We start from the raw sequence: 19,508 nt of genomic DNA on the forward strand, positions 1-19,508 counted from the left end.
ATACCCACAAAGTGTATAACGTCCTATACCGCGGTCGACGATCTTGAAAAATCGGGACGCGACGAGCATCAAAACCGCCAGGACGAGGGGGTCGGCCGGTGATGCTGCCGCAGCGGCCCCGCCGGGGGTGTGAGCAGGCATTACGAAACTTTCGAAGCCGTGTGACCATGTAACTTTCACGGCGCGCGCGTCCTGTGTGGACGCTCCGCAGCGCGTTGAGGAGGCAAAGCGCCTTCGTCCGGCTTCGGCCGTGCGCGCGGTGGTGTTCGCGGATTGACAATGGCGCCGCTCGAAGTCCAGGCTTGCGCGACGAATGTTAGCGATAACAGTCGTGCTCGTGCGCATACCGATCTGGCCGTCCAACGGCGGGTAGCTGACCGGGAGAAGATCGTCATGAAGAAAAGAAATCTCAGCCGCAGGAGCCGGCACCTGATGGCCGTGCTGGCCGCCGCGGCGACGGTGGCGGTGACCGCGTTGTACGGGGCCGGTGCCGCACAGGCCGACACGACCGGGGCCCTGCGCGGTGTCGGTTCGGGTCGGTGCCTCGACGTCCAGAACGCCAGCCAGACCGACGGTGCCGCGGTGCAGATCTACGACTGCTCGGGCGGTGCGGGCCAGCAGTGGACCTCGACCGCGAGCGGGCAGCTGACCGTCTTCGGCACCAAGTGCCTGGACGTGGCCGGTTCGGGGACGACCGCCGGCACGCGGGTGCAGATCTGGACCTGTCACGGCGGTGCCAACCAGCAGTGGCGGCTGAACGCCGACGGTTCGGTGGTCGGGGTGCAGTCCGGGCTCTGCCTGGACGTCACCGGGGCCGCGACGGCGAACGGCACCGCGGTGGCGATGTGGACCTGCCACGGCGGGACCAACCAGCAGTGGACGGGCCTGTCCGGCTCGCCGTCGACCACGACGACGACCACCACGCCGACCGGCACCGGCTGCACGCTGCCGTCGTCGTACCGGTGGACGTCCTCGGGTGCGCTGGCGCAGCCGAAGAACGGGTGGCTTTCGCTGAAGGACTTCACGAACGTGGTCTACAACGGCCAGCACCTGGTCTACGGGTCCACCGTGAACTCGTCGGGTTCCTACGGCTCGATGGCGTTCAGCCCCTTCACCAACTGGTCGGACATGGCTTCGGCGGGTCAGAACGGGGCGAACTCCGGCACGGTCGCCCCGACGCTGTTCTACTTCGCGCCGAAGAACATCTGGGTGCTGGCCTACCAGTGGGGTCAGTGGCCGTTCATCTACCGCACCTCGAGCGACCCGACCAACCCGAACGGCTGGTCCGCGCCGCAGCCGCTGTTCACCGGCAGCATCTCCGGTTCGGGGACCGGTCCGATCGACCAGACGCTGATCGCCGACGGCTCGAACATGTACCTGTTCTTCGCCGGTGACAACGGCAAGATCTACCGGGCGAGCATGCCGATCGGGAACTTCCCGGGCAGCTTCGGTTCGAACTACACCACGGTCATGAGCGACACGCAGGCGAACCTGTTCGAAGCGGTCGAGGTGTACAAGGTCCAGGGGCAGAACCAGTACCTGATGATCGTCGAGGCGATGGGGTCGGGTGGCCGGTACTTCCGGTCGTTCACCGCCAGCAGCCTGAGTGGTTCGTGGACGCCGCAGGCGGCCAGTGAGAGCAACCCGTTCGCCGGCAAGGCCAACAGCGGGGCGACCTGGACGAACGACATCAGTCACGGTGACCTGGTGCGGACGAACCCGGACCAGACGAAGACGATCGACCCGTGCAACCTGCAGTTGCTCTACCAGGGCAAGGACCCGAGCGCGGGTGGCGACTACAACCGCCTGCCGTGGCGGCCGGGCCTGTTGACGCTGCGGCGTTGACCGCCTGAAGCACGGCCAGTGAGACGAGGGGCCCCGGCTGTCACGCCGGGGCCCCTCGTTTTCAGTGGCGTCCGGACGGCGGGGGTGAGTACGTCACGGTGGCGCCGTCGCGCAGGCAGGTCGCGGCCGGGGACGGCGGGGCGGTCGTCGGGGTGGTGACGTCGGGGCCGCACTTAGGCGGCGGGGGCGGGGTGTCGCTGCCCGAGGTGAACCAGGCCACGGCCGCCACCGCGCCCGCGGCGACGAGCACGCCGGCGGTGGCCCAGGCCAGGCCGTGCCGGGCCGGTGGTGGTGGTGGGGTGACCGGTGGGCGGATGACCTCGGCGACGTCGATCGGGAACGGTTCCGAACGTTCGGCGCGGAAGCTTTCTTCGTCGGCGAGGAACCGCTGGTACACCGTGAGCGCGGTCGCTTCGGTCCGGGCGAGGGCGGGGCCGGTGGTCACGGGGTCGCCGTCGGGGCTGAGGAGTCCGTGCAGCAGTACCAGCGGGCGGCCGTATTCGTCGCGTGGTTCGCCGTGGGCTTCCGCCTCGGTGAGGGGGTGTTCGGTCCAGACGAGTGTGCCGTACGGGGTGGCCGCGGTCCGGGTGGGCAGGTCGTCCAGCGGGGTCGCGGTGGCTTCGAGGAAGCCGTGTTCGCGGAGGAAGCCGGGGATGAGCAGGGCCGAGTAGCCGCGTCGCCGTCCGCGGGCGATGAGGAACGGCCAGGCGCGGCCGGTCACCAGGTGCCCCGGTGGTCGCCGCCGAGGCGGGAGACGGGCAGTTTCGCTTCGAGGACGGCGACCTGTCGTTGCAGTTCGCCGACCACGCGCCGCCGGGCTTGGACGTAGTCCTCGGCCAGGCGGTCGGCTTCGCCGAGGCGGGCCATCCGGGCGCCGTGCTCGGCCGGGTCGTCGTGCGGGTGCAGGGTGTCGAGCAGGAGCATGAGGCCGGATTCGGCGATGACGCCGGCGCCGACGGCGGAGGCGAGGGCGCGGGCGGCGTGGGCGGTGAAGTGGCTGCCGAGGGTCCGGAGTGCTTCGGCGGGGCCCATCCGCATGCGCCGTTGCGCGGCGGCGAGCAGTTCGGCGCGGGTGGCGCGGTCGAGGGCGAGTTCGGTCTGGCGGAGGATGTCCGGTACCACGACGGACAGGGGGGCTTCGACGTTGGCGGGGGTGAACCGGCCGCCGGGCTTCTTGCGGACGGTGCCGCCGGAGTAGACGGCGAAGTCGTGGCCGACGGCGGTCACCGGGATCAGCCGCACGATCCGCCGGGTGCTGTGCACGTGGACGAGGTCGGCGAAGCCGGGGGTGGCCAGCAGGCGGTCGCGGACGATCCGGAGCCGTTCGTTTTCGTCGGGGTGCAGGTGGTCGAGCAGGTCCCACTTGGTGATGACGAAGACGATCGGGCTGCGGACCGGCAGCATGGCGTTGATCATGGCGTCGAGGGAGGCTTCGAGCATCAGTGTGCCGCGTTGGTCGCCTTGTTCGGCTTGCAGGAGGCGGAAGCCGTCGATGATGCCGACGAGCGCGTCGGCGCCGGCGATGGCCTGCAGCAGGGTTGCTTGTGCGGTCGAGCCGGGTGCGTCGGGGTCGGTCAGCAGTTCGCCGGGGTATTCGAGGTAGCCGAGTTTGACGACCGGTTCGGTGGCGCCGCCGACGTCGGCCATGACGCTGAATTCGAATTCGCGCAGTTCGCCGCGGGTCGTGCCGCGTGGCCACTCTTCGTCGACGTCGGCGGCTTTGCGGTACCAGCGGTTCAGTTCGATCAGTTGTTCGTGGGGTACGCGCAGGTAGAAGCCGCGGTCGCCCGGGGTCTGCAGCCGGCGGTAGATGCCGGTCAGCAGCAGGGTTTTGCCGGAGCCCTGGAGCCCGAGGGTGACGATCCGGAACGTCGGCACCCCGCCGGGCGGTCCGGACAGGACCGCGGAGGTGTGGCGCGCGCGGCGGCGCCGGCGGACGCGCCAGAGCACGACCACGAGTGTCAACGCGAGGACGAGCAGCACGAGGCTCACGGTTTTCCCCTTCCTTCTCCGAATCGGAGTCGCGAAGTGTCCGGGAGATACGGCTGGTTGCCCGATGTATCTGTCCGGGTGGTCGCGGGCTCTGACCGGGACAGTTGTCGCAGCGGAAGGAACGACCATGCCGGAGCCGAGGATTTACCACGCCCGTGCCGACGCCTCGCGGGCGCGGTTGCTGACGGGTACCGCGTCCCCGTTCACCATCGCCGTCGAGTTCGCCGGTGGGCTGAGTCAGGCGCAGGAGGACGCGTTCGCCGCGGCCGCCGATCGGTGGGCGACGGTGATCGTGGGTGACCTGCCGGACGTCGTGCTCGACGGCGTGCCGATCGACGACGTGCTGATCGTGGCGCAGGGCGCGGACATCGACGGCGTCGGCCACGTGCTCGGTCAGGCGCACATCACCCACGTGCGGCCGGCCGGTCCGGAGGCGTGGGCGCTGCTGCCGGTCCGCGGTGAGATGACGTTCGACAAGGCGGACCTGGCCAGGATGGAGGAGACCGGTGTCCTGGGGGACGTGATCACCCACGAGATGGGGCACGTCCTCGGGATCGGTTCGCTCTGGGGTGCGAAGGGGCTGCTGGTCGGCAAGGGCACCAGTGATCCGTCGTTCGCCGGGCCGGCCGCGGTGGCGGAGTACCAGAAGCTGCGTGGGGCGGGCGAGGGGGTGCGGGTGCCGGTGGAGGACACCGGCGGGCCGGGTACCCGGGACGTGCACTGGCGGGAGCGGGTTTTCGGTACCGAGCTGATGACGGGTTTCGTCGGTCGGGCCGCGAATCCGCTGAGCCGGTTGACGGTGGCTTCCCTGGCGGATCTCGGCTACCAGGTCGACGTCGACGCGGCGGACGCTTACGAGCTGCCGGCGGCTCCGGTGCGGCCGGGCGCGGGGATGGCGGTGCACGCCTTGGCGGTCACGTCGGCGCCGGTCGAGCTGTCCCGGGTGGGGTTGCGCGGCTGAAGGGGGAGGGTGGCTGGTTCTGGAACTGGAACTGGACGCGTACCGAGTCGTCGAGGGGCACGATGATCGTGGTGTTGCTCGCCGACCAGTGGTCGGCGACGAGGAACATGCGGTCCTTGCCGTGGATGAGCAGGCGGAGGTTGCGGTACCGGTAGTGGAACGTCTGGCCTTCGGAGGGCGGCAGTTTCGTTTCCTGCACGCCGGGGCTGCGCAGGAAGAGGCTTTCCTTCGTGTCGAGGATGACGCTGGGCAGTCGGCCGAGGCGGTTGGCCTGGTCCATCGCGAGGCCGCGGCCGGACCACTGCGCGACGGTGGCGGTGGTCCAGAACGCGCTGACGGCGACGACGAGGTACACGAGCGTCGTCGAGGTGCGGCGGAACGGTGCCGGGGGCGCGGGTGGCCGCAGGAGGCGGCCGAGGGCCGAGCCGGCGCCGAGCAGTGTGCCGCCGGTGGCGATCAGCAGCGGGGTCACGAGTCCGTAGAGCCGCCAGTCGCGCAGGAACGGGTAGGCGAGGAGCAGCAGGAGGCCGGCGGCGAGGGCGGTCAGCCCGGCCACTTGCCCGGCTCGGGCCAGCCGGCGCATCCGGCGGACCGTCCGGGGGGAGGCCTCGGGGTGGATCCGGCGCCGGATCGCCGCGTGCGCCGCGACCGCGCCGGCGCCGGCCGCGGCGAACAGCAGCAACGGGGTCAGCAGTGGCTGCGGGCTGCGCATGATGTAGTCCTGGGTGCCGAGCCCGATCGTGTCGACGTCGACGCCGAAGTACTCGTACTGCGACCGGGCCGAGACGTAGCCGAAGTAGAACAGCAGTGCGCTGAGCAGGGTCAGCGGCGGGATGACGGCCTTGCCGGCTTCGACGAGGCGGTCGAGCCGGCTGTTCTCCTCCACCGGGTCACCCGGTCGGGCTGGGTGGGTCGGGCTGGGACAGGCCGATCGAGCCGGGGTTGATCCGGTTTTCGAGCTCCCGGCAGGAGCTTTCCCGTGCGGGAGTGCAGGGGAAGCCGCCGGCGAACTTCAGTTGCGCGCCTTCGGCGGTGCCGGGGCCGGTGATCGTGACGGAGCACTTGCCGTCGCCGGGGCGGAAGGTGTAGCCGGCGCACCGGGGCTTCCCACCGCAGGCGCCGCCGACGCGGAAGCCGTTCGGGGGGTCGGCCCAGACCCGGGTGACCGTCACGCCCGTGTCCGGTAGCGCGTCCGGTTGCAGCCAGCCGGCGATCGCGCACAGTGTGCCGGTCCCGGCGGGGTCGGCGTTCCCGCCGATCGGCAGTTCGGGGATCGAGATGGCGATGTCGTGGTCGCTGGTCCGGGGTTGTTCCGGGTCGCTCGGTTCGGTGCCGGGGGCCGTCGGTGCGGGTTCGGTGGTGGTGACGTCGGGGTGGGTGGTGGCCGGGGTGCCGGGGGTGGCCGGGGCCGAGCAGCCGGCCACGCCGAGGGCCAGCACCGCGATCACCCGGCGGGAACGGGACAGGTTCATGGGTTTCCTCCTCGGCGTGCAGAGCCGCCGGGGGAGTGCGGTGATACAGCGTGGTTTCCGGCCCGGTCGGTCCGTGTGGCGCGCTGCACGGTGTGCCGAGAACCGGTGGACGGCGTTGTGGTGACCGGAAAAACACGCCGTTTCCTGCCATCGGGGTTACGCCGATCGGGCCATCCGCGGCGGCGTAACTTGCCTTTGTATCTGTGGTAAAGCTCGTTGCCCCTGTAGCAGTGAGCTCAGCCATAGGGAGAGGGCATGGGTCGGCCAGAACGCCCGCTGGACCCCTCCGCCGGACCGATCGCCGCGTTCGCTCATGAGCTGCGGGTCTTGCGGAGCCGGGCCGGGAACGCCAGCTACCGGGAGCTCGCGCGAGCCGCGCACTTCGCGCCGTCGGTGTTGTCCAGTGCCGCCAGTGGGCGGCGGTTGCCCACACTCGCCGTGACGCTGGCGTTCGTGTCCGCCTGCGGCGGTGACCGCCACGCCTGGGAGCGGCGTTGGCGGAGCATCGCGGGGAAGAGCGGTGACGAGACACCGAAGACGCGCACGCACCCCGTGCGGCCGGCGCAGCTGCCGCCGGGGTCGAGGACCTTCGTCGGGCGGGAAGCCGAGCTGGCGGCCGCCGCCGCGGTGATCGGGGCCGGCGGGGCGGGGAAGGCGCCGGTGCTCGTCACCGGGCCGATCGGGGCCGGGAAGACCGCGTTCGCGTTGCGGCTGGCCGAGGAGGTCGCGCCGGGCTTCCCGGACGGGCAGCTCTACGCCGACCTGAGTGCCCGCGGGGCCGGTGCGCGCTCGGCCGACGCCATCGTGCGGGGTTTCCTGCGGGCGCTGGGTGTGCCGGCTCGTCTCGCTCCGGACGACCCGGCGCACCGCGTGGACCTGTACCGGTCGCTGCTGGCCGAACAGCGGCTGTTCGTGCTGCTGAGCGGCGCCGGCACCGAGGCCCAGGTGCGTCCGCTGCTCGGCCGGAGCGCGCGCAGCCAGGTCGTGGTGACCAGCCGGGCCCGGCTGCCGGCCCTGGAGGACGTGCACCGGGTCGAGCTCGCCGCCTTCAGCCGGGCGGAATCGCTGGCGCTGCTGGGGAAGATCGCGGGCGAACACCGGGTGCGCGCCGAACCGGCCGCCGCGGACGCGATCGCCGCGCTGTGCGGCGATCTGCCGTTGGCCGTGAGCATCATCGGGCGCAGGATGGCGGCGCGGCCGGAACGGACGTTCGCCGCCACGGCGGGCCGGCTGTCCGGCGGCGAACGGCTGCTGGCGAGCCTCAGTGTCGGGGACGTCGACCTGCGCGACCGGTTCGCCGCGGCCTACGAGGGCCTTTCCGCGGCCGGGCGTGCGGTGTTCCGCCACTTCGACGCGGACTGGACGACGCCGGCCGCCGTCGCGGCGGCGACGGGTGCCGCCCTCGAGACCGCCGACGAGCTCCTGGAGTCCATTGTGGACGCGGGGCTCCTGTACCGTGCCGACGTGGCGGGCCGCTACGCGATCCCCGGGTTGGTCAGGGTGTTCGCCGCCGGGCGGCCGGTGACGTCGGCGAGATTCCCGGCTCGGCGGGAACAGTTCCCCTACCCACCGGGAACCGGCCGAAATTAGCCTTTGCGCATCGGGCCGGCGGGCGTTCAGCGTCCACTGTGGACTTCAGCGCGCCGCCGGCCGTCGCGGATCCGTGACACGGAGGTGGCTGTGCGACCGACCAACGAGGTGGCGGGGTGACCGGCGCTGCGCGAACCGGCGTGTTCGCGGTGCTGCGGGCGACCCCCGCCCCGGTCAGGTACCTGCTGAGCGGCATGCTCATCAACCAGCTGGGCGCGTTCGTCCAGACGTTCCTCGTGCTCTACCTGACCTTCCACGGCAGCTCACCCGGCTTCGCCGGGGTCTGCCTCGCCGCCTTCAGCGTGGGCGCGATCTTCGGCGCCATGCTCGGCGGCGAGCTGACCCACCGGTTCGGCGGCCGGGCGACGATCGTGGCCGTGATGACCTGCGCGGCACCGCTCGTCGCGTCGATCCCGCTGGTCCGGGGCGTCCCGGCGGCGCTGCTCGCGGTGGTCGCGCTCTCCGGGCTGGCCATCCAGGCCTACCGGCCGGCGGCCGCGGTGCTGCTCGCCGAGTCCATGCCCGAAGAGCACAAGGTGATGGGCTTCTCGATGATGCGCATCGCGCTGAACATCGGCGCCGCCGTGGCGCCGCTGCTGGCGGCGGTGCTCATCCAGATCGACTGGGACCTGCTGTTCTGGCTGGACGGCACCACCGCCGCGCTGTGGGCGCTGCTGGCGTTCGCCCTGCTCCCGAGGCGAACCGAGACACCGCAGCCGGCCGAGCCCGGCGGCGCCCGCGCGAGGGCCGCCGGCGCCCGCGCGGTGTACGGGACGATGGTCCGCGACACCCGGTTCCTGTGCTACCTGGTGGCCGGCGTGTTCGGCATGATGGTCTACGCCGGGTCGGTCGCGGTCCTGCCGCTGAACATCGTCTCCGCCGGCTACCCGGTCGGGCTCTACAGCACGGTGCTGGTGATCTCCTCGGTCGTGCTGATCACCTGCGAACTCAAGATCACCACCTACATCGTCCGCATCCCCAAGTACGTCGCCGGGCTGACCGGCAACCTGGTCAGCGGCCTGGGGTTCACCCTCTACGGGCTCATCGCCCAGCACCCGTTCTTCGTCCTCGCCGGCGCGCTCTTCGCCGTGTCCGGGCTGATGATCCACGGGCCCAGCACCGCCGCGCACCCGGCGACCTTCCCGGTCGAGGTGCGCAGCCGCTACATCGCGACGAAGGAAACCCTCTCCGGCCTGGCCGCCACCCTCGGCCCGGTGCTCGGGCTGTTCGTCTGGAGCCGGTACGGCGGCCCGGTGTTCTGGGGCTGCTGCGCGCTGCTGTCGGTCCTCGCCGGCTCGATGCACATCTACGGCCTCCGGACGCCGCCCGCGCCGAAACCCGTCCCCGAACCCGAAGTCGTGGGAGAGCGATCATGACCGAACCCCAGGGCGTGCTGCTGGTCATCGGCAGCGGGCTGCGGACCTACCGCGAATACCTGGTCGCCTCGATCCACCGGTGCGCCCGCCGGGCCGGACTGGGCCTGGTGCTGCTGAACAACCTCAAGCCCACCTGGCAGCGCGGCTACTTCGACGAGATCGTCCACGTCGACGTGTTCGACGCCGACGAGATGCTCGCCGCCGCCCGGGAGGTCGCCGAACGGCACCGGGTCGTCGGCCTGATGTGCTGGGACGAACCCGTCGTGCTGGCCGCCGGTGAGCTGGCCGCCGAGCTGGGGGTGCCCGGCCTCGGCGTGGCCGGGGTCCGCGGCTGCCGCGACAAGAACCGCACCCGGACCGTGCTGACCGCCGAAGGGCTGCTGCAACCGGGGTACGCCCTGACCACCGGGCTCGCCGAGGCCCGCGCCGCGGCCGCCCGGATCGGCTACCCGGTCGTGCTCAAGCCGCGGGCCATGGGCGCGAGCATCGGCGTGGTGTTCGCCGGCGACGAGTCCGAGTTCGACGCGGCGTTCGGCGTCGCGATGGGCGCGGCCACGGTCGACCAGAGCCGCTACGGCGGGGCCGCCATCGTGGAGGGCTTCGTGAGCGGGCCGGAGATCAGCATCGACGGCGCCGTGCACAAGGGCGAGTACCTGCCGATGTTCGTCGCCCGCAAGCAGACCGGCGAACCACCCTACTTCGAAGAGGTCGGCCACGTCGTCGACGCCGCCGACCCGCTGCTGCACGACGCCGCACTGCTGGATGTGCTGGTGCGGGCCCACCGCGCGCTCGGCGTCGAAGACGGCATCACCCACACCGAGGTCCGGCTCACCGAGCACGGGCCGCTGATCATCGAGGTCAACGGACGGCTCGGCGGCGACCTGATCCCGTTCCTCGGCAAGACGGCCACCGGCATCGACCCCGGCGAGGTCCTCTTCGCCGTCGCCACCGGCAACCGGCCGGTCATCACCCCGACCCGGAACGCGGTCGCCGGCATCCGCTTCGGCTACCCGGACCACGATTGCCTGGTCGGCGAAATCACGGTTCCTGCCGATCCCGCGCAGGTGCCCGGGCTGGTCCTCGCCTCGCCGATGACCGCACCCGGCACCACCCTGCGGCTGCCGCCCGGCGGCTACCTCGCCCGCCACTCGTTCGTGGTGTGCGAGGCCGACGACCCCGAAACCTGTGCCCGCCGGCTGGACACGGCCGCCGCCACGGTGCGGGTCGACGCCGTCCCGGTCGGCCCACCCGAACCCGGTACCGCGTTCGAAATGCCCGCCGGGCTGCTCGACGTCGACGAACACGAGGGAGTTTCCGCATGACCATGACCGAGCCCGCCCGCACCGATGTGCCGCTGACCGGCGCGCAGATCCTCGAGAACGCGAAGGCGCTCGCGCCGGTCCTGCGCGAACGGGCCGCGGAGATCGAGGCCAACCGGAGCCTGCCCGACGACGTCGTCCAGCTGCTGCGCGACGCCGGTGTCTTCCGGATCGGGTTCAGCCGGGAGTGGGGCGGCCCCGAGATGACGTCGATGGAGCAGACCGAGGTGATCGAGGCGCTGTCCTACGGCGACGCGTCCGTGGGCTGGTGCGCCAAGCTCGGCTCCGACATCGGCCTGCACGCGAACTTCCTCGACCAGGACGAAGCCCGCCGGATGTTCACCAGCATCGACATGCACTCCGCCGGCGTGCTCCCGGTGACCGGCCACGCCGAACGGGTGCCCGGCGGCTACCGGCTCACCGGCCGGTGGGGCTTCGGCAGCGGCTCGACCCACGCCGAATGGGTGGCCTCCGGCGCCATGGTGTTCGAGAACGGCGAACCCTACGCCAGCCCGGACGGCAGCAACCCGCACGAGTCGCGGCTGTTCATGGTGCCGCAGGAGCAGATCCGCTCCCTGGACAACTGGTACACCCTCGGCCTGTGCGGCTCCGGCAGCAGCGACTACACGATCACCGACGTGTTCGTGCCGGAGAACCACACCCTGACCTTCGACAACCCGAAGGTCCCCAACGGGCCCCTCGTCCAGCCGGACGTCATCCAGCGCAGCATGTGCGGGGCCCCGCTCGGCGTCGCGCGGGCCGCCCTGGACTACGTCCGCGACCTCACCATCGAGCGGGTCGACATGCTCAAGGGCTCGCCGTGGCGGATGAGCGGCCTCGCGTGGAAGGACAACGAGCACATCCAGATCACCCTGGCCGAGTGCGAAGCCGACTACAGCACCACCCGCGCCGGCGTCTACCGCGCCCTGGAGCGGCAGTGGGAGGTCACCGCCGACGGCATCGGCACGCTCGACGACCTCACCCCCGACGAGCGGGTCGCGCCGGCCCTGACCGGCTGGCAGGCGTTCCAGATGGCCAAGCGGGTCGTGCTGCGGCTGTGCGACCTGCTCGGCACCGCCGCGATCCGCTCCGGCGACCCGATGAACCGGTGGCTGCGGGACGCGGTGACCATGGCCATGCACCCGACCGCCCGCGACCGCGTCACCCAGACCGTCGGGGCGCACCTGGTCGGTGCCAAGCCGTCCATGCGGTTCATGCTCGGCATCGTCGACAAGCCCAAGACCGAGTCCGACGCCGATGCCTGAGCGGCCCGTCCTGGTCGTCGGGTTCGTGACGCCGGTGCTGCTGGCCCTCACCGGCGCCGAGCCCGACGGCTCGGTCGTCCTCGTCGAAGAGCCCGACGTGGTCCGCAAGCGGGACCTGCGCCCGAAACTGGCCGGGTCGGCCCTGGTCCGCGAGCTGGTCGAGTGGGAGCACACCCGGCCCGGCTCGGCCGACGAGTTCCACGCCGCCCACCCGGACCTGGACCCGGTGGCGGTGGTCCCGCTGATCGAGTACGCCACCCCGTTCGCCGCCCGGCTCGCCGAACGCTACGGCGTGCCGGGCGCGAGCCTCGGCGCCGCGCAGATCCTGCGGGACAAGGCCGTGCTGCGCCGGGTCAGCGCGGCCGCCGGGCTGGCCAACCCGCAGAGCGTCACCGTGACCGGCCCGGCGGACGTGCGGGCGTTCCTGCGCGCCTGCCCGGGCCCGGTGGTGCTCAAGCCCGCCAACCGGCAGGCCGCCGTCGGCACCCGGATCGTGCACGACCCGGCCGAGGTCGAGCAGGCGTGGGCGGACTGCGTCGAGCAGGACGAAGGCATCTTCGTCCCGGACCGGCCGATGGAACTGCGCATGCTGGCCGAGCGGTACGTGCCCGGCGCCGAGTACAGCGTCGAGATGCTCGTCGGCGGCGGGCGGGCGCTGTTCGCCAACGTCACCGGCAAGCAGCTCTACCCGGGACCGCGGCCGGTGGAGCTGGCCCACATCGTGCCGGCCGGCATCCCCGGCGAGCTCACCGCGACCCTGGTGGACGTCACCCGCCGGGTCGTGGCGGCCACCGGCTTCGCCGACGGGATCGTGCACTGCGAGTGGATCGTCGGCGACGACGGCGTGCCGTACCTCGTCGAGTGCGCGGGCCGGATCGCCGGGGACGGCATCATGGAACTCATCGACCGCGCCTACGGGGTCAAGCTGCTGCGCGCGTACTTCGCCGTGATGCGCGGCGAAACCCCGCCCGAGCTGCCGTCGCGGGCGGCCGGCGGCGCGGCCGCCCGGTTCGTCACCATGGAACCCGGCGTGGTCGACGCCGTGGTGGGCCTGGAGCAGGCCCGCGGCGTGGAGGGCGTGTTCCTGGTGGACCTGCAGGTCGGTGCCGGGCACCGGTTCGACGGCCTGCGCAGCTCCTGGGACCGCGCGGGCCTGGTGATGGCCGAGGCGGACGACCCCGCCGAAGCCCTGCAGCGCGCCGAGAAGGCCGCGGGCCTGGTGCGGATCGAGCTGCGCCCGCAGTAGTGTTCCCGCGACGAGAAGAGGCCTTCGCCGGAGGATCGGCGAAGGCCTCTTCTCGTCGGGTGGGTCAGCGGCGCAGCCGGCGGCCCACCCCCACCGCGGCCGCCGAAAGCGCGGTGACGCCGAAGGCCTTCAGCAGCCGGTGCTGGCGCGTGGCCCGGTGCTGGGCCTGCAGGTACGGGATGGTCGTGTTGGTGACCATCGCGTGCAGCGGCATCCACCGGTGGCGCAGCAGCTTCTCCAGGACCGTGTCGCACGCCCGTTCCAGCCGGACGGCGGGGGACCGCACGGTGTCGCGCAGCTCGGCGAAGTTGCGGTGGGACATGGTGGCGAGGGCGTCGGTGTTCGGCTTGCGGCGGGCGTAGTACCGGGCCAGGGCCGCCGCCGGGTCGTCCGCGTGGGCGGCCAGGCTGTCGGTCAGCTCGAGCGCGTCCTCGAAGGCCGAGTTCATGCCCTGGGCCAGGAACGGGTAGACCGCGTGGCAGGCGTCCCCGATCAGCACCACCTTGCCTTCGTGGGTCCACGGGGCGGTGCTGACGGTGACGAGGTTGAAGGTCGGCCGGTTCAGGAACGCTTCGCCGAGGCCGGGGACCAGCGCGAGGACGTCGGGGAACTCCCGGCGGAACAAGGACTCCACGTCCGCGGGTGTCCGCAGCGAGTCGAAACCGGCGGGACCGTGGAAGGGCAGCACGCAGGAACAGGTGAACGAACCGTCGCGGTTGGGGTGGGCGAACATCATCGTGTCGCCGCGGGGCCACAGGTGGAAGACGTCGTCGGCCATCCGGTGGGAGCCGTCGGCCGCGGCCGGGATGTGCAGCTCGCGCCACCCCCACTCGAGGTAGCTCTGCGAGAACTCCGCGCGCAGCTCGTGGTGCATGAACCGGCGGACGGCGGAGAACGCGCCGTCCGCGCCCACCACGACGTCCGGCCGGACCGTGAACTCCCCGCCGTCTTCTCCCGCGAAGGTCGCCGACGGCAGGTCCCGGTCCACGCCCGTGCACCGGGTGTCGAACACGAACCGCACCCCGGGCTCCCGCAGGGCCGCGTCCACCAACACCGCGCTGAGGTCCTGGCGCTGGATGGCGAGGATGCCGCCGTCGCCGTAGGGCGAGAAGCGCAGGCCGGCGTCGGTGTTGTGCAGCAGCCGCCCGCGCATCGGCACGACGAACCGCTTGACCTCGCCCGCCAAGCCCAGCCGGTCCAGCGCCGCCAGGCCCCGCCGGGACAGCCCCAGGTTCATCGACGTCACCGCCACCGACGTCCCCCGCGGGTCCGGACGGCGGTCGTACACCGTCACGACGTGCCCCTGCCTGCCCAGCGAGAGCGCGAGGAACGCGCCGGCCATGCCGGCCCCCACGATCGTGAAATCCACTACACACACTCCTTGTCGGTCACACGGCCGAGGATTTCCCGGGCGACGAGCGGGGCGGCACCGAACCCGGAGCCACCGCAGGCGGACCGCACCCACACCGACGGGTGCACCCGGGCGAGGACGGGACCGCCGGTGACGGCGTCGGCCGCGTAGTGGCAGTCCTTCGTCCCCACCACGGCGTAGTCCTCGGTGCCGGCGAGGATCGGCTCGGCGAGCAGCCGGCCGGCCCACGGTTCGCCGTCGGGCTCCGCGGTGGTCTCGACCACCCGGCACACCGCGTCCGAGCTGATCTTGAGCAGCGCCCCGCCACCGGGCGGCAGCAGCCAGGCCCGCCGGTCGGCGCCGATCCGGCCGACGCCGGGAGCCGCCGCCCACCAGGCGGCCAGCCGCCGCGGCGGGCGCAGGTAGACCATGGTCTGCCGGTGCAGCACGACCGGCGGCCCGGCCAGTTCCCCGGTCCACGGGCCGCCGGCGACCAGCACGACGTCCGCGTCGACCGCGGCACCACCGGCCAGGAGGACCCGGTGGTCTTCGACGCCGGTGACGGCGCAGCCCGGCTGCAGCGTCACCGCGGGGTGCGCGGCGAGCCAGGCGACGGCGGCGCGGAGGAACCGGTCGGCCAGCAGCACGGCCCCGCCGGGATCGAGCACGCCGCTGGTGCCAGCCGGGAACAGCACGGGCGGCAGGGTTTCCGGCGCCGCGGCCGTCGCCGGCACGCCGGCCCGGCTCGCGGTCTCGAAGGCCTGCGCGAGCTCGTGCGGGGTGCCGGCGGTGACCACGCCGACGGGCCGGACGAAGCGGGCCCGCAGCAGTGATTCCAGTTCCGACCACCGGCGGCGGGCCTCGGCCATCCGCGCGGTGCCCTCGACGTCGTCCGGCCGCAGCACCCGCAGCGCGCGGTGCTGGTCGGACGACGTCGACGCGGGGTTGGGGAGCGGACCGCGGTCCAGGACGCGGACGCGGTGCCCGGCCCTGGCGCACCCGATGGCGGTGACCAGGCCGGTCACCCCGCCCCCGACGACGGCGACCGTCGCCATCAGCGCGCCGGCCCACCCGGTCCGGCGAGCCCGGCCGCGGTGCGCTCCCGGCCCACTCCGGCGGGCCCGGTCGCACCGGCCACCGGCGCGTCGGCTTCATCGATTTCTTCGGCTGAACGGACCGTCACCGACAGCCGCGGCAGGCGTTTCGGTGTCACGGTGTCGGCGTCCGGATGCCCCGGCAGCATCGTGTCCGGCAGTGCCGCCGCCGCGAGGTCGATCAGGATCGGTGCCGCACACCGCAGGAACACGTCCACCTGGTGGCACAGGTCGCCCGCCGTTCCCGACGTCACCGTCGCCGCCAGCCGGTCCAGCCGGGCGAGCTGCTCCGCGAGGGTCGAAGCCGCCGCCGTCAGGCTGAACCGCCGCAGGTCGTAGGAGTCGGCGAACCGCTCCGCCATCCGCCGGGCCGTGCGCCGCGCGGCCGCCGACACCGGCAGCGGGCCGCGGTCCACCCACCGGTCGACCGCCGCCGCCACCCGGTTCCACGGTCCGGTCAGCCGGGTTTCGCCGATCCGGAGCAGGGCTTCGCGGGTGAAGTCGGTGCGCTGGTACTCGGGGCTGGTGGCGCAGAGGTGGAAGCGGATGAGGTCGCGCGGGACCTCGGCGGCCAGTTCCCGCCCGGACACCACGTGCCCGCGGCTGGTCGAGAACTTCTCGTTGGCCAGCTCGTAGAACTCGTTGGTGAAGTACTGCGACGGCAGCACGTGCTCACCGAGCGCGGTGAGCAGCGCCGTGCCCACGATCGCGAACGGGTAGGTCGCGTCCAGGCCGAGGAAGTACACCACCGTCGTGCCGGAACCGGCGCGCCAGAGCTCGTCGTCGGCGGCCAGCACCGCACCGCGGCGCTCGGCGCCCAGCGCGGTGGTGAACATGCTCCACGGCATGCCTTCCATGTGCGCGTAGAAGACCTGGCCCGCCACTTCCGGGAACGGCGCCGGGATGCCCCACGACGCCGGCTGGGTGATCGGGAAGTCCGGCAGCGGCCGCGCCAGCGCGGACTCGATCAGCCGCGCCATGCCGGGCCGCATCGGGGTGCGGGCGAAGTACGCCTCCAGCTGCGCGCGGTACCGCTCCACCGGGAAGACGAGGATGTCGACGTCCCGGCGCTCCAGCGGCTCGTCCGGCCGGGTGGCCGACCGCGCGTCGATCAGCTCGCCCGGCGCGATCGGCAGCCCGCAGCTCTCGCAGATCCCCGCGCACCCCTGGGCGAGGCAGAACGGGCAGCCGCCGGTGACGTAGGCGTCCATCAGGTACTCGCCCGTGCTGGGCAGGTACGGGAAGGTCACCGACCGCAGCTCCAGCAGCCCGCGCTCGTGCAGGCGCTCGTAGAAGCGGGTGACCATCCCGGTGAACCGGTCACCGAGGCAGCCGAACCCGTCGATCTCGACCCCCATCGCGGAGAACGTCCGGCGGACCTGCTCGGCCGAGCGCTCCCGCAGCTCCTCCGGGGCCACGCCGAGCCGCTCGGCCGCCGCGACGACGTAGTTCTGCGTGAAGTGCATCCCGGTGCCGTACAAGGCTTCCCGCCCGGTCGCGCGGGCGTACCGGGTGCAGACGTCCGCGGCCAGGAACGGGCCCGCGAGGTGGCCGAGGTGCAGGTCGCCGTTCGCCGTGGGGGCCGGCGAAATCACCACCAGCCGGTTCACCGGAGTGCCTCGCGCTCGCCGGCGCCGCGGCGGGCGAGCAGGTCGTCGAGGATGTCGCGGGAACGGTGGGCCAGCACGCTGATCAGCGAGTCGGCGATGCCGTGCGTGGCCTCGTTGACGCCCTGCAGGTACACCGCGCCCCACGCGGACTCGCCGAGCTCGACCCGGTAGCAGCGGCTGACCGAGATCTCCGCCAGGCCGACGTGCTCGGCCAGGTCGCGGACCAGCGCGGGCATCCGGGTGTCGAACCCGGTGCCGAGCAGCACCAGGTCGCAGTGCAGCGGCTCGACCTTGCCGTTGGTGCGGTCGCGCAGGTCGAGCACGACCTCGTCGCCGTCGACCCTGGCCCCCACCACCTCGGTCAGCGTCCGCACCTCCGAACGCTGCTGCCCGATCCCGCGCTGCTGGTAGAGCGTGGTGTACATCTGGTCGAGGAACGGCGGGGCCGCCCCGGCGTAGTTGGTCAGCCTCATCTCCTCCAGCACCTGCTGGCGGACCTCCGGCGGGCTGTCGTAGAAGCGGTCAACGAACGACGGGAAGAACAGCTCGTTGACGAACTTGCTCGTCTGGTAGTTCTGCGGGCCCACCGACCGCACGATCATCGTGCGGGTGCTGTTGGGCAGGTTGTCGTGCAGCGCCATGAACATCTCCGCCGCGCTCTGCGCCCCGCCCACCACGACCGCGCGCAGGGGCGCGTCCGCGGGCAGCTGCGCGATCCGGCGGCGGTACTGCGCGCTGTGGATCAGCCGGTCGGCGGGCAGGCCGGCGAAGACCTCCGGCACGTGCGTGTCCCGGCCGCCGCCGACCACCAGGTCGCGGCAGCGGATGGTGTCGCCGTCGGCGAGGGTGGCGACCCAGCCGACGATCGACCCGTCGCGGTCGCGCGCGGGCTCGACGCTGCGGACCTTCGCGTCGTAGCGGATGCGGACGTGCTCCAGCGACTTCGCCACCCACTGCAGGTAGTCCGAGAACTCCCAGCGGAAGGGGTGGAACGTCCCGAGGTTGACGAACTCGTCGAGCCGCTGCTGGTCGTGGAGGAAGCTGAGGAACGAGAACCTGCTGCGCGGGTTGCGCAGGGTCACCAGGTCCTTGAGGAAGGAGACCTGGCTGCGCGCCCACGGCATCAGCAGATCCCGTTGCCACTTGATGTCCGGGCCCTGCTCCAGCAGCAACGTCTGCCGGGCCAGCTCCGGGTGTCCGGACTCCTCGATGGCCACCGCGAGCGCGAGGTTCGCCGGTCCGGCTCCGATCGCGAGCAAACCCACCTGTACTTCGGTCACAGATACACTCCGATTTCTGGGAATAGGTCGGCGTGCCGCGTGCCGCCGCAGCGATCGTAAGGAGCGCTGTTTCCCGGGTGGTAGGGACGTTTTCCCCTGGCTGCGGGGAATCTTGCCGAAGCCGTTCGGCCGCCGTCGCCCCCGCGGCCGCGAGTCGTGCGGGCGAATTGATTGCGATCAAGCGGATTGATTGCGATCAACAGCCCCCGACAGTGAGACTTCCCTGTCGGATAGGGAAGGCGTACGCGCGCTTTCACTGGGAGGAGCCGATCGTATGCGGATCGGCAGCAGTTCACTTTGGGGGAACGATGAGTCACGCCACCGGTTTCGGATACACCACCCGGCTGTGGCCGGTCGAACAGTTTGACCCGGCTCCGCTGACCGTGCTGCTCGCCGACACCCAGCCGTCGGTCCGCCACGGCGTGCGGGCCGCCCTGGAACAGGCCGGCGGGGTGTTCGTCGTCGGCGAGGCGGCCACGGCGAACGGGGTGATCGCCGAGACCGCCCGGCACCGGCCGGACGTGCTGGTCGTCGATCCGCAGCTCGGCGGGGCCGGGCCGGCGGACGTGATCGGCCGGGTGGCACTGGTTTCGCCGGAGACGAAGGTGCTCGTGCTGAGCGCGGCCGACGACGACACCGCCGTGCGGTCGGCCATCCACGCCGGGGCGCGCGGGTACCTGGTCAAGGGCGCCGACGCCGAGCAGATCGTGCGCGGGGTGCGGGTCGTGGCGGCGGGCGAGGCGATCGTCGGCCGCGCGATCGCCGCCCGGTTCAGCGCTTTGGTGCGGACTTCCGCGCCCGAACCGTATCCCTTTCCGCAACTGACCACCCGGGAACGGCAGGTGCTCGATCGGATCGCCGCCGGAAGGTCGAATGCGGTGATCGCGCGCGATCTCGGGCTTGCGTCCAAGACCATCAGCAATCGCGTGTCCGCGGTTTTCGCGAAACTCGGTGTAGCCGATCGGGCACAGGCGATAGTGCTCGCGCGGGACGCGGGCCTCGGCCGCGGTGAATTCACCGGCGATCGGGAACAGTTCCCCTATCGCGGGGAAACCGGCCGCACCTAGCGTCGATCGGCGTCGGACGCGGCGACCGGAGACGACGCTG

General features: G+C 72.1%; 16 protein-coding genes. 8 read left to right on the forward strand and 8 right to left on the reverse strand.

Annotation, left to right across the window (positions count from 1 at the left end):
- Positions 1-393 precede the first annotated feature (393 nt).
- Positions 394-1,845 (forward strand): non-reducing end alpha-L-arabinofuranosidase family hydrolase, encoded by a 1,452-nt coding sequence (locus ABZX11_RS37800; protein ID WP_176169553.1) that lies wholly within the window; start codon positions 394-396, stop codon positions 1,843-1,845.
- 61 nt (positions 1,846-1,906) lie between these two features.
- Here ABZX11_RS37800 and ABZX11_RS37805 read toward each other — a convergent pair whose 3' ends face one another.
- Both ABZX11_RS37805 and ABZX11_RS37810 read right to left on the reverse strand, forming a co-directional pair.
- Positions 1,907-2,566, reverse strand: coding sequence for a hypothetical protein (locus ABZX11_RS37805; protein WP_354922579.1), 660 nt, complete (start codon positions 2,564-2,566; stop codon positions 1,907-1,909).
- The gene (locus ABZX11_RS37810) at positions 2,563-3,837 is read right to left on the reverse strand and encodes a hypothetical protein (RefSeq protein WP_176169555.1); all 1,275 of its coding nucleotides are present in this window, start codon (positions 3,835-3,837) and stop codon (positions 2,563-2,565) included. The genes ABZX11_RS37805 and ABZX11_RS37810 overlap by 4 nt, the downstream gene beginning before the upstream one ends.
- Positions 3,838-3,964: 127 nt before the next feature.
- On the opposite strand from ABZX11_RS37810, the gene ABZX11_RS37815 reads away from it, so the two are divergent.
- Positions 3,965-4,798, forward strand: coding sequence for a leishmanolysin-related zinc metalloendopeptidase (locus ABZX11_RS37815; protein WP_354922582.1), 834 nt, complete (start codon positions 3,965-3,967; stop codon positions 4,796-4,798).
- On the opposite strand, the gene ABZX11_RS37820 is transcribed toward ABZX11_RS37815, so the two are convergent.
- Both ABZX11_RS37820 and ABZX11_RS37825 read right to left on the reverse strand, forming a co-directional pair.
- Positions 4,752-5,684 (reverse strand): hypothetical protein, encoded by a 933-nt coding sequence (locus tag ABZX11_RS37820; protein ID WP_354922585.1) that lies wholly within the window; start codon positions 5,682-5,684, stop codon positions 4,752-4,754. The genes ABZX11_RS37815 and ABZX11_RS37820 overlap by 47 nt on opposite strands.
- A 4-nt stretch (positions 5,685-5,688) precedes the next feature.
- Complete coding sequence (locus ABZX11_RS37825) at positions 5,689-6,270, reverse strand: hypothetical protein (RefSeq protein ID WP_354922588.1); 582 nt, start codon at positions 6,268-6,270, stop codon at positions 5,689-5,691.
- Positions 6,271-6,525: 255 nt separating this feature from the next.
- Here ABZX11_RS37825 and ABZX11_RS37830 point away from each other — a divergent pair, with 255 nt between their 5' ends.
- The 5 genes from ABZX11_RS37830 (at position 6,526) to ABZX11_RS37850 (ending at position 13,066) form a co-directional block, all read left to right on the forward strand.
- Entirely contained in the window at positions 6,526-7,860 is a 1,335-nt protein-coding gene (locus ABZX11_RS37830) for an ATP-binding protein (protein WP_254896610.1), read from the forward strand.
- A gap of 116 nt (positions 7,861-7,976) precedes the next feature.
- Positions 7,977-9,236, forward strand: a complete 1,260-nt coding sequence (locus ABZX11_RS37835) for an MFS transporter (RefSeq protein ID WP_354922591.1) — start codon at positions 7,977-7,979, stop codon at positions 9,234-9,236.
- Complete coding sequence (locus ABZX11_RS37840; RefSeq protein ID WP_176169560.1) at positions 9,233-10,558, forward strand: ATP-grasp domain-containing protein; 1,326 nt, start codon at positions 9,233-9,235, stop codon at positions 10,556-10,558. The genes ABZX11_RS37835 and ABZX11_RS37840 overlap by 4 nt, the downstream gene beginning before the upstream one ends.
- On the forward strand, positions 10,555-11,820 hold the full coding sequence (locus ABZX11_RS37845) for an acyl-CoA dehydrogenase family protein (protein ID WP_354922595.1): 1,266 nt from the start codon (positions 10,555-10,557) through the stop codon (positions 11,818-11,820). Before ABZX11_RS37840 ends, ABZX11_RS37845 begins: the two co-directional genes overlap by 4 nt.
- Positions 11,813-13,066: an ATP-grasp domain-containing protein gene (locus tag ABZX11_RS37850; RefSeq protein ID WP_354922598.1), complete on the forward strand. Its 1,254-nt coding sequence runs from the start codon at positions 11,813-11,815 to the stop codon at positions 13,064-13,066. Before ABZX11_RS37845 ends, ABZX11_RS37850 begins: the two co-directional genes overlap by 8 nt.
- 64 nt (positions 13,067-13,130) lie before the next feature.
- Here the strand turns inward: ABZX11_RS37850 and ABZX11_RS37855 are convergent, their stop codons facing one another.
- Genes ABZX11_RS37855 through ABZX11_RS37870 form a run of 4 tightly spaced genes read right to left on the reverse strand, consistent with a single transcriptional unit; the run spans position 13,131 to position 18,401 of the window.
- A complete protein-coding gene (locus tag ABZX11_RS37855) occupies positions 13,131-14,435 on the reverse strand; it encodes an NAD(P)/FAD-dependent oxidoreductase (protein ID WP_354922601.1) in 1,305 nt (434 codons plus the stop codon).
- Positions 14,435-15,472: an FAD-binding oxidoreductase gene (locus tag ABZX11_RS37860; protein ID WP_354922604.1), complete on the reverse strand. Its 1,038-nt coding sequence runs from the start codon at positions 15,470-15,472 to the stop codon at positions 14,435-14,437. Before ABZX11_RS37860 ends, ABZX11_RS37855 begins: the two co-directional genes overlap by 1 nt.
- Positions 15,472-17,121 carry a class I tRNA ligase family protein gene (locus ABZX11_RS37865; RefSeq protein WP_354922607.1) on the reverse strand — a complete coding sequence of 550 codons (1,650 nt, stop codon included), beginning with the start codon at positions 17,119-17,121 and terminating at the stop codon, positions 15,472-15,474. Before ABZX11_RS37865 ends, ABZX11_RS37860 begins: the two co-directional genes overlap by 1 nt.
- The gene (locus tag ABZX11_RS37870; RefSeq protein ID WP_354922609.1) at positions 17,118-18,401 is read right to left on the reverse strand and encodes a SidA/IucD/PvdA family monooxygenase; all 1,284 of its coding nucleotides are present in this window, start codon (positions 18,399-18,401) and stop codon (positions 17,118-17,120) included. Before ABZX11_RS37870 ends, ABZX11_RS37865 begins: the two co-directional genes overlap by 4 nt.
- A 167-nt stretch (positions 18,402-18,568) precedes the next feature.
- Here ABZX11_RS37870 and ABZX11_RS37875 point away from each other — a divergent pair, with 167 nt between their 5' ends.
- On the forward strand, positions 18,569-19,468 hold the full coding sequence (locus ABZX11_RS37875) for a response regulator transcription factor (RefSeq protein ID WP_354922612.1): 900 nt from the start codon (positions 18,569-18,571) through the stop codon (positions 19,466-19,468).
- The last annotated feature ends 40 nt before the right edge of the window (positions 19,469-19,508 follow it).

Source organism: Amycolatopsis sp. NPDC004169 (assembly GCF_040610315.1).
GTDB lineage: Bacteria > Actinomycetota > Actinomycetes > Mycobacteriales > Pseudonocardiaceae > Amycolatopsis.

Bases quoted from the DNA above. Each gene is read 5' to 3' on its own strand.
- ABZX11_RS37815 (WP_354922582.1), top strand. From the start codon at position 3,965: ATGCCGGAGCCGAGGATTTACCACGCCCGTGCCGACGCCTCGCGGGCG.
- ABZX11_RS37840 (WP_176169560.1), top strand. From the start codon at position 9,233: ATGACCGAACCCCAGGGCGTGCTGCTGGTCATCGGCAGCGGGCTGCGG.
- ABZX11_RS37825 (WP_354922588.1), bottom strand. From the start codon at position 6,270: ATGAACCTGTCCCGTTCCCGCCGGGTGATCGCGGTGCTGGCCCTCGGC.
- ABZX11_RS37830 (WP_254896610.1), top strand. From the start codon at position 6,526: ATGGGTCGGCCAGAACGCCCGCTGGACCCCTCCGCCGGACCGATCGCC.
- ABZX11_RS37800 (WP_176169553.1), top strand. From the start codon at position 394: ATGAAGAAAAGAAATCTCAGCCGCAGGAGCCGGCACCTGATGGCCGTG.
- ABZX11_RS37845 (WP_354922595.1), top strand. From the start codon at position 10,555: ATGACCATGACCGAGCCCGCCCGCACCGATGTGCCGCTGACCGGCGCG.
- ABZX11_RS37860 (WP_354922604.1), bottom strand. From the start codon at position 15,472: ATGGCGACGGTCGCCGTCGTCGGGGGCGGGGTGACCGGCCTGGTCACC.
- ABZX11_RS37850 (WP_354922598.1), top strand. From the start codon at position 11,813: ATGCCTGAGCGGCCCGTCCTGGTCGTCGGGTTCGTGACGCCGGTGCTG.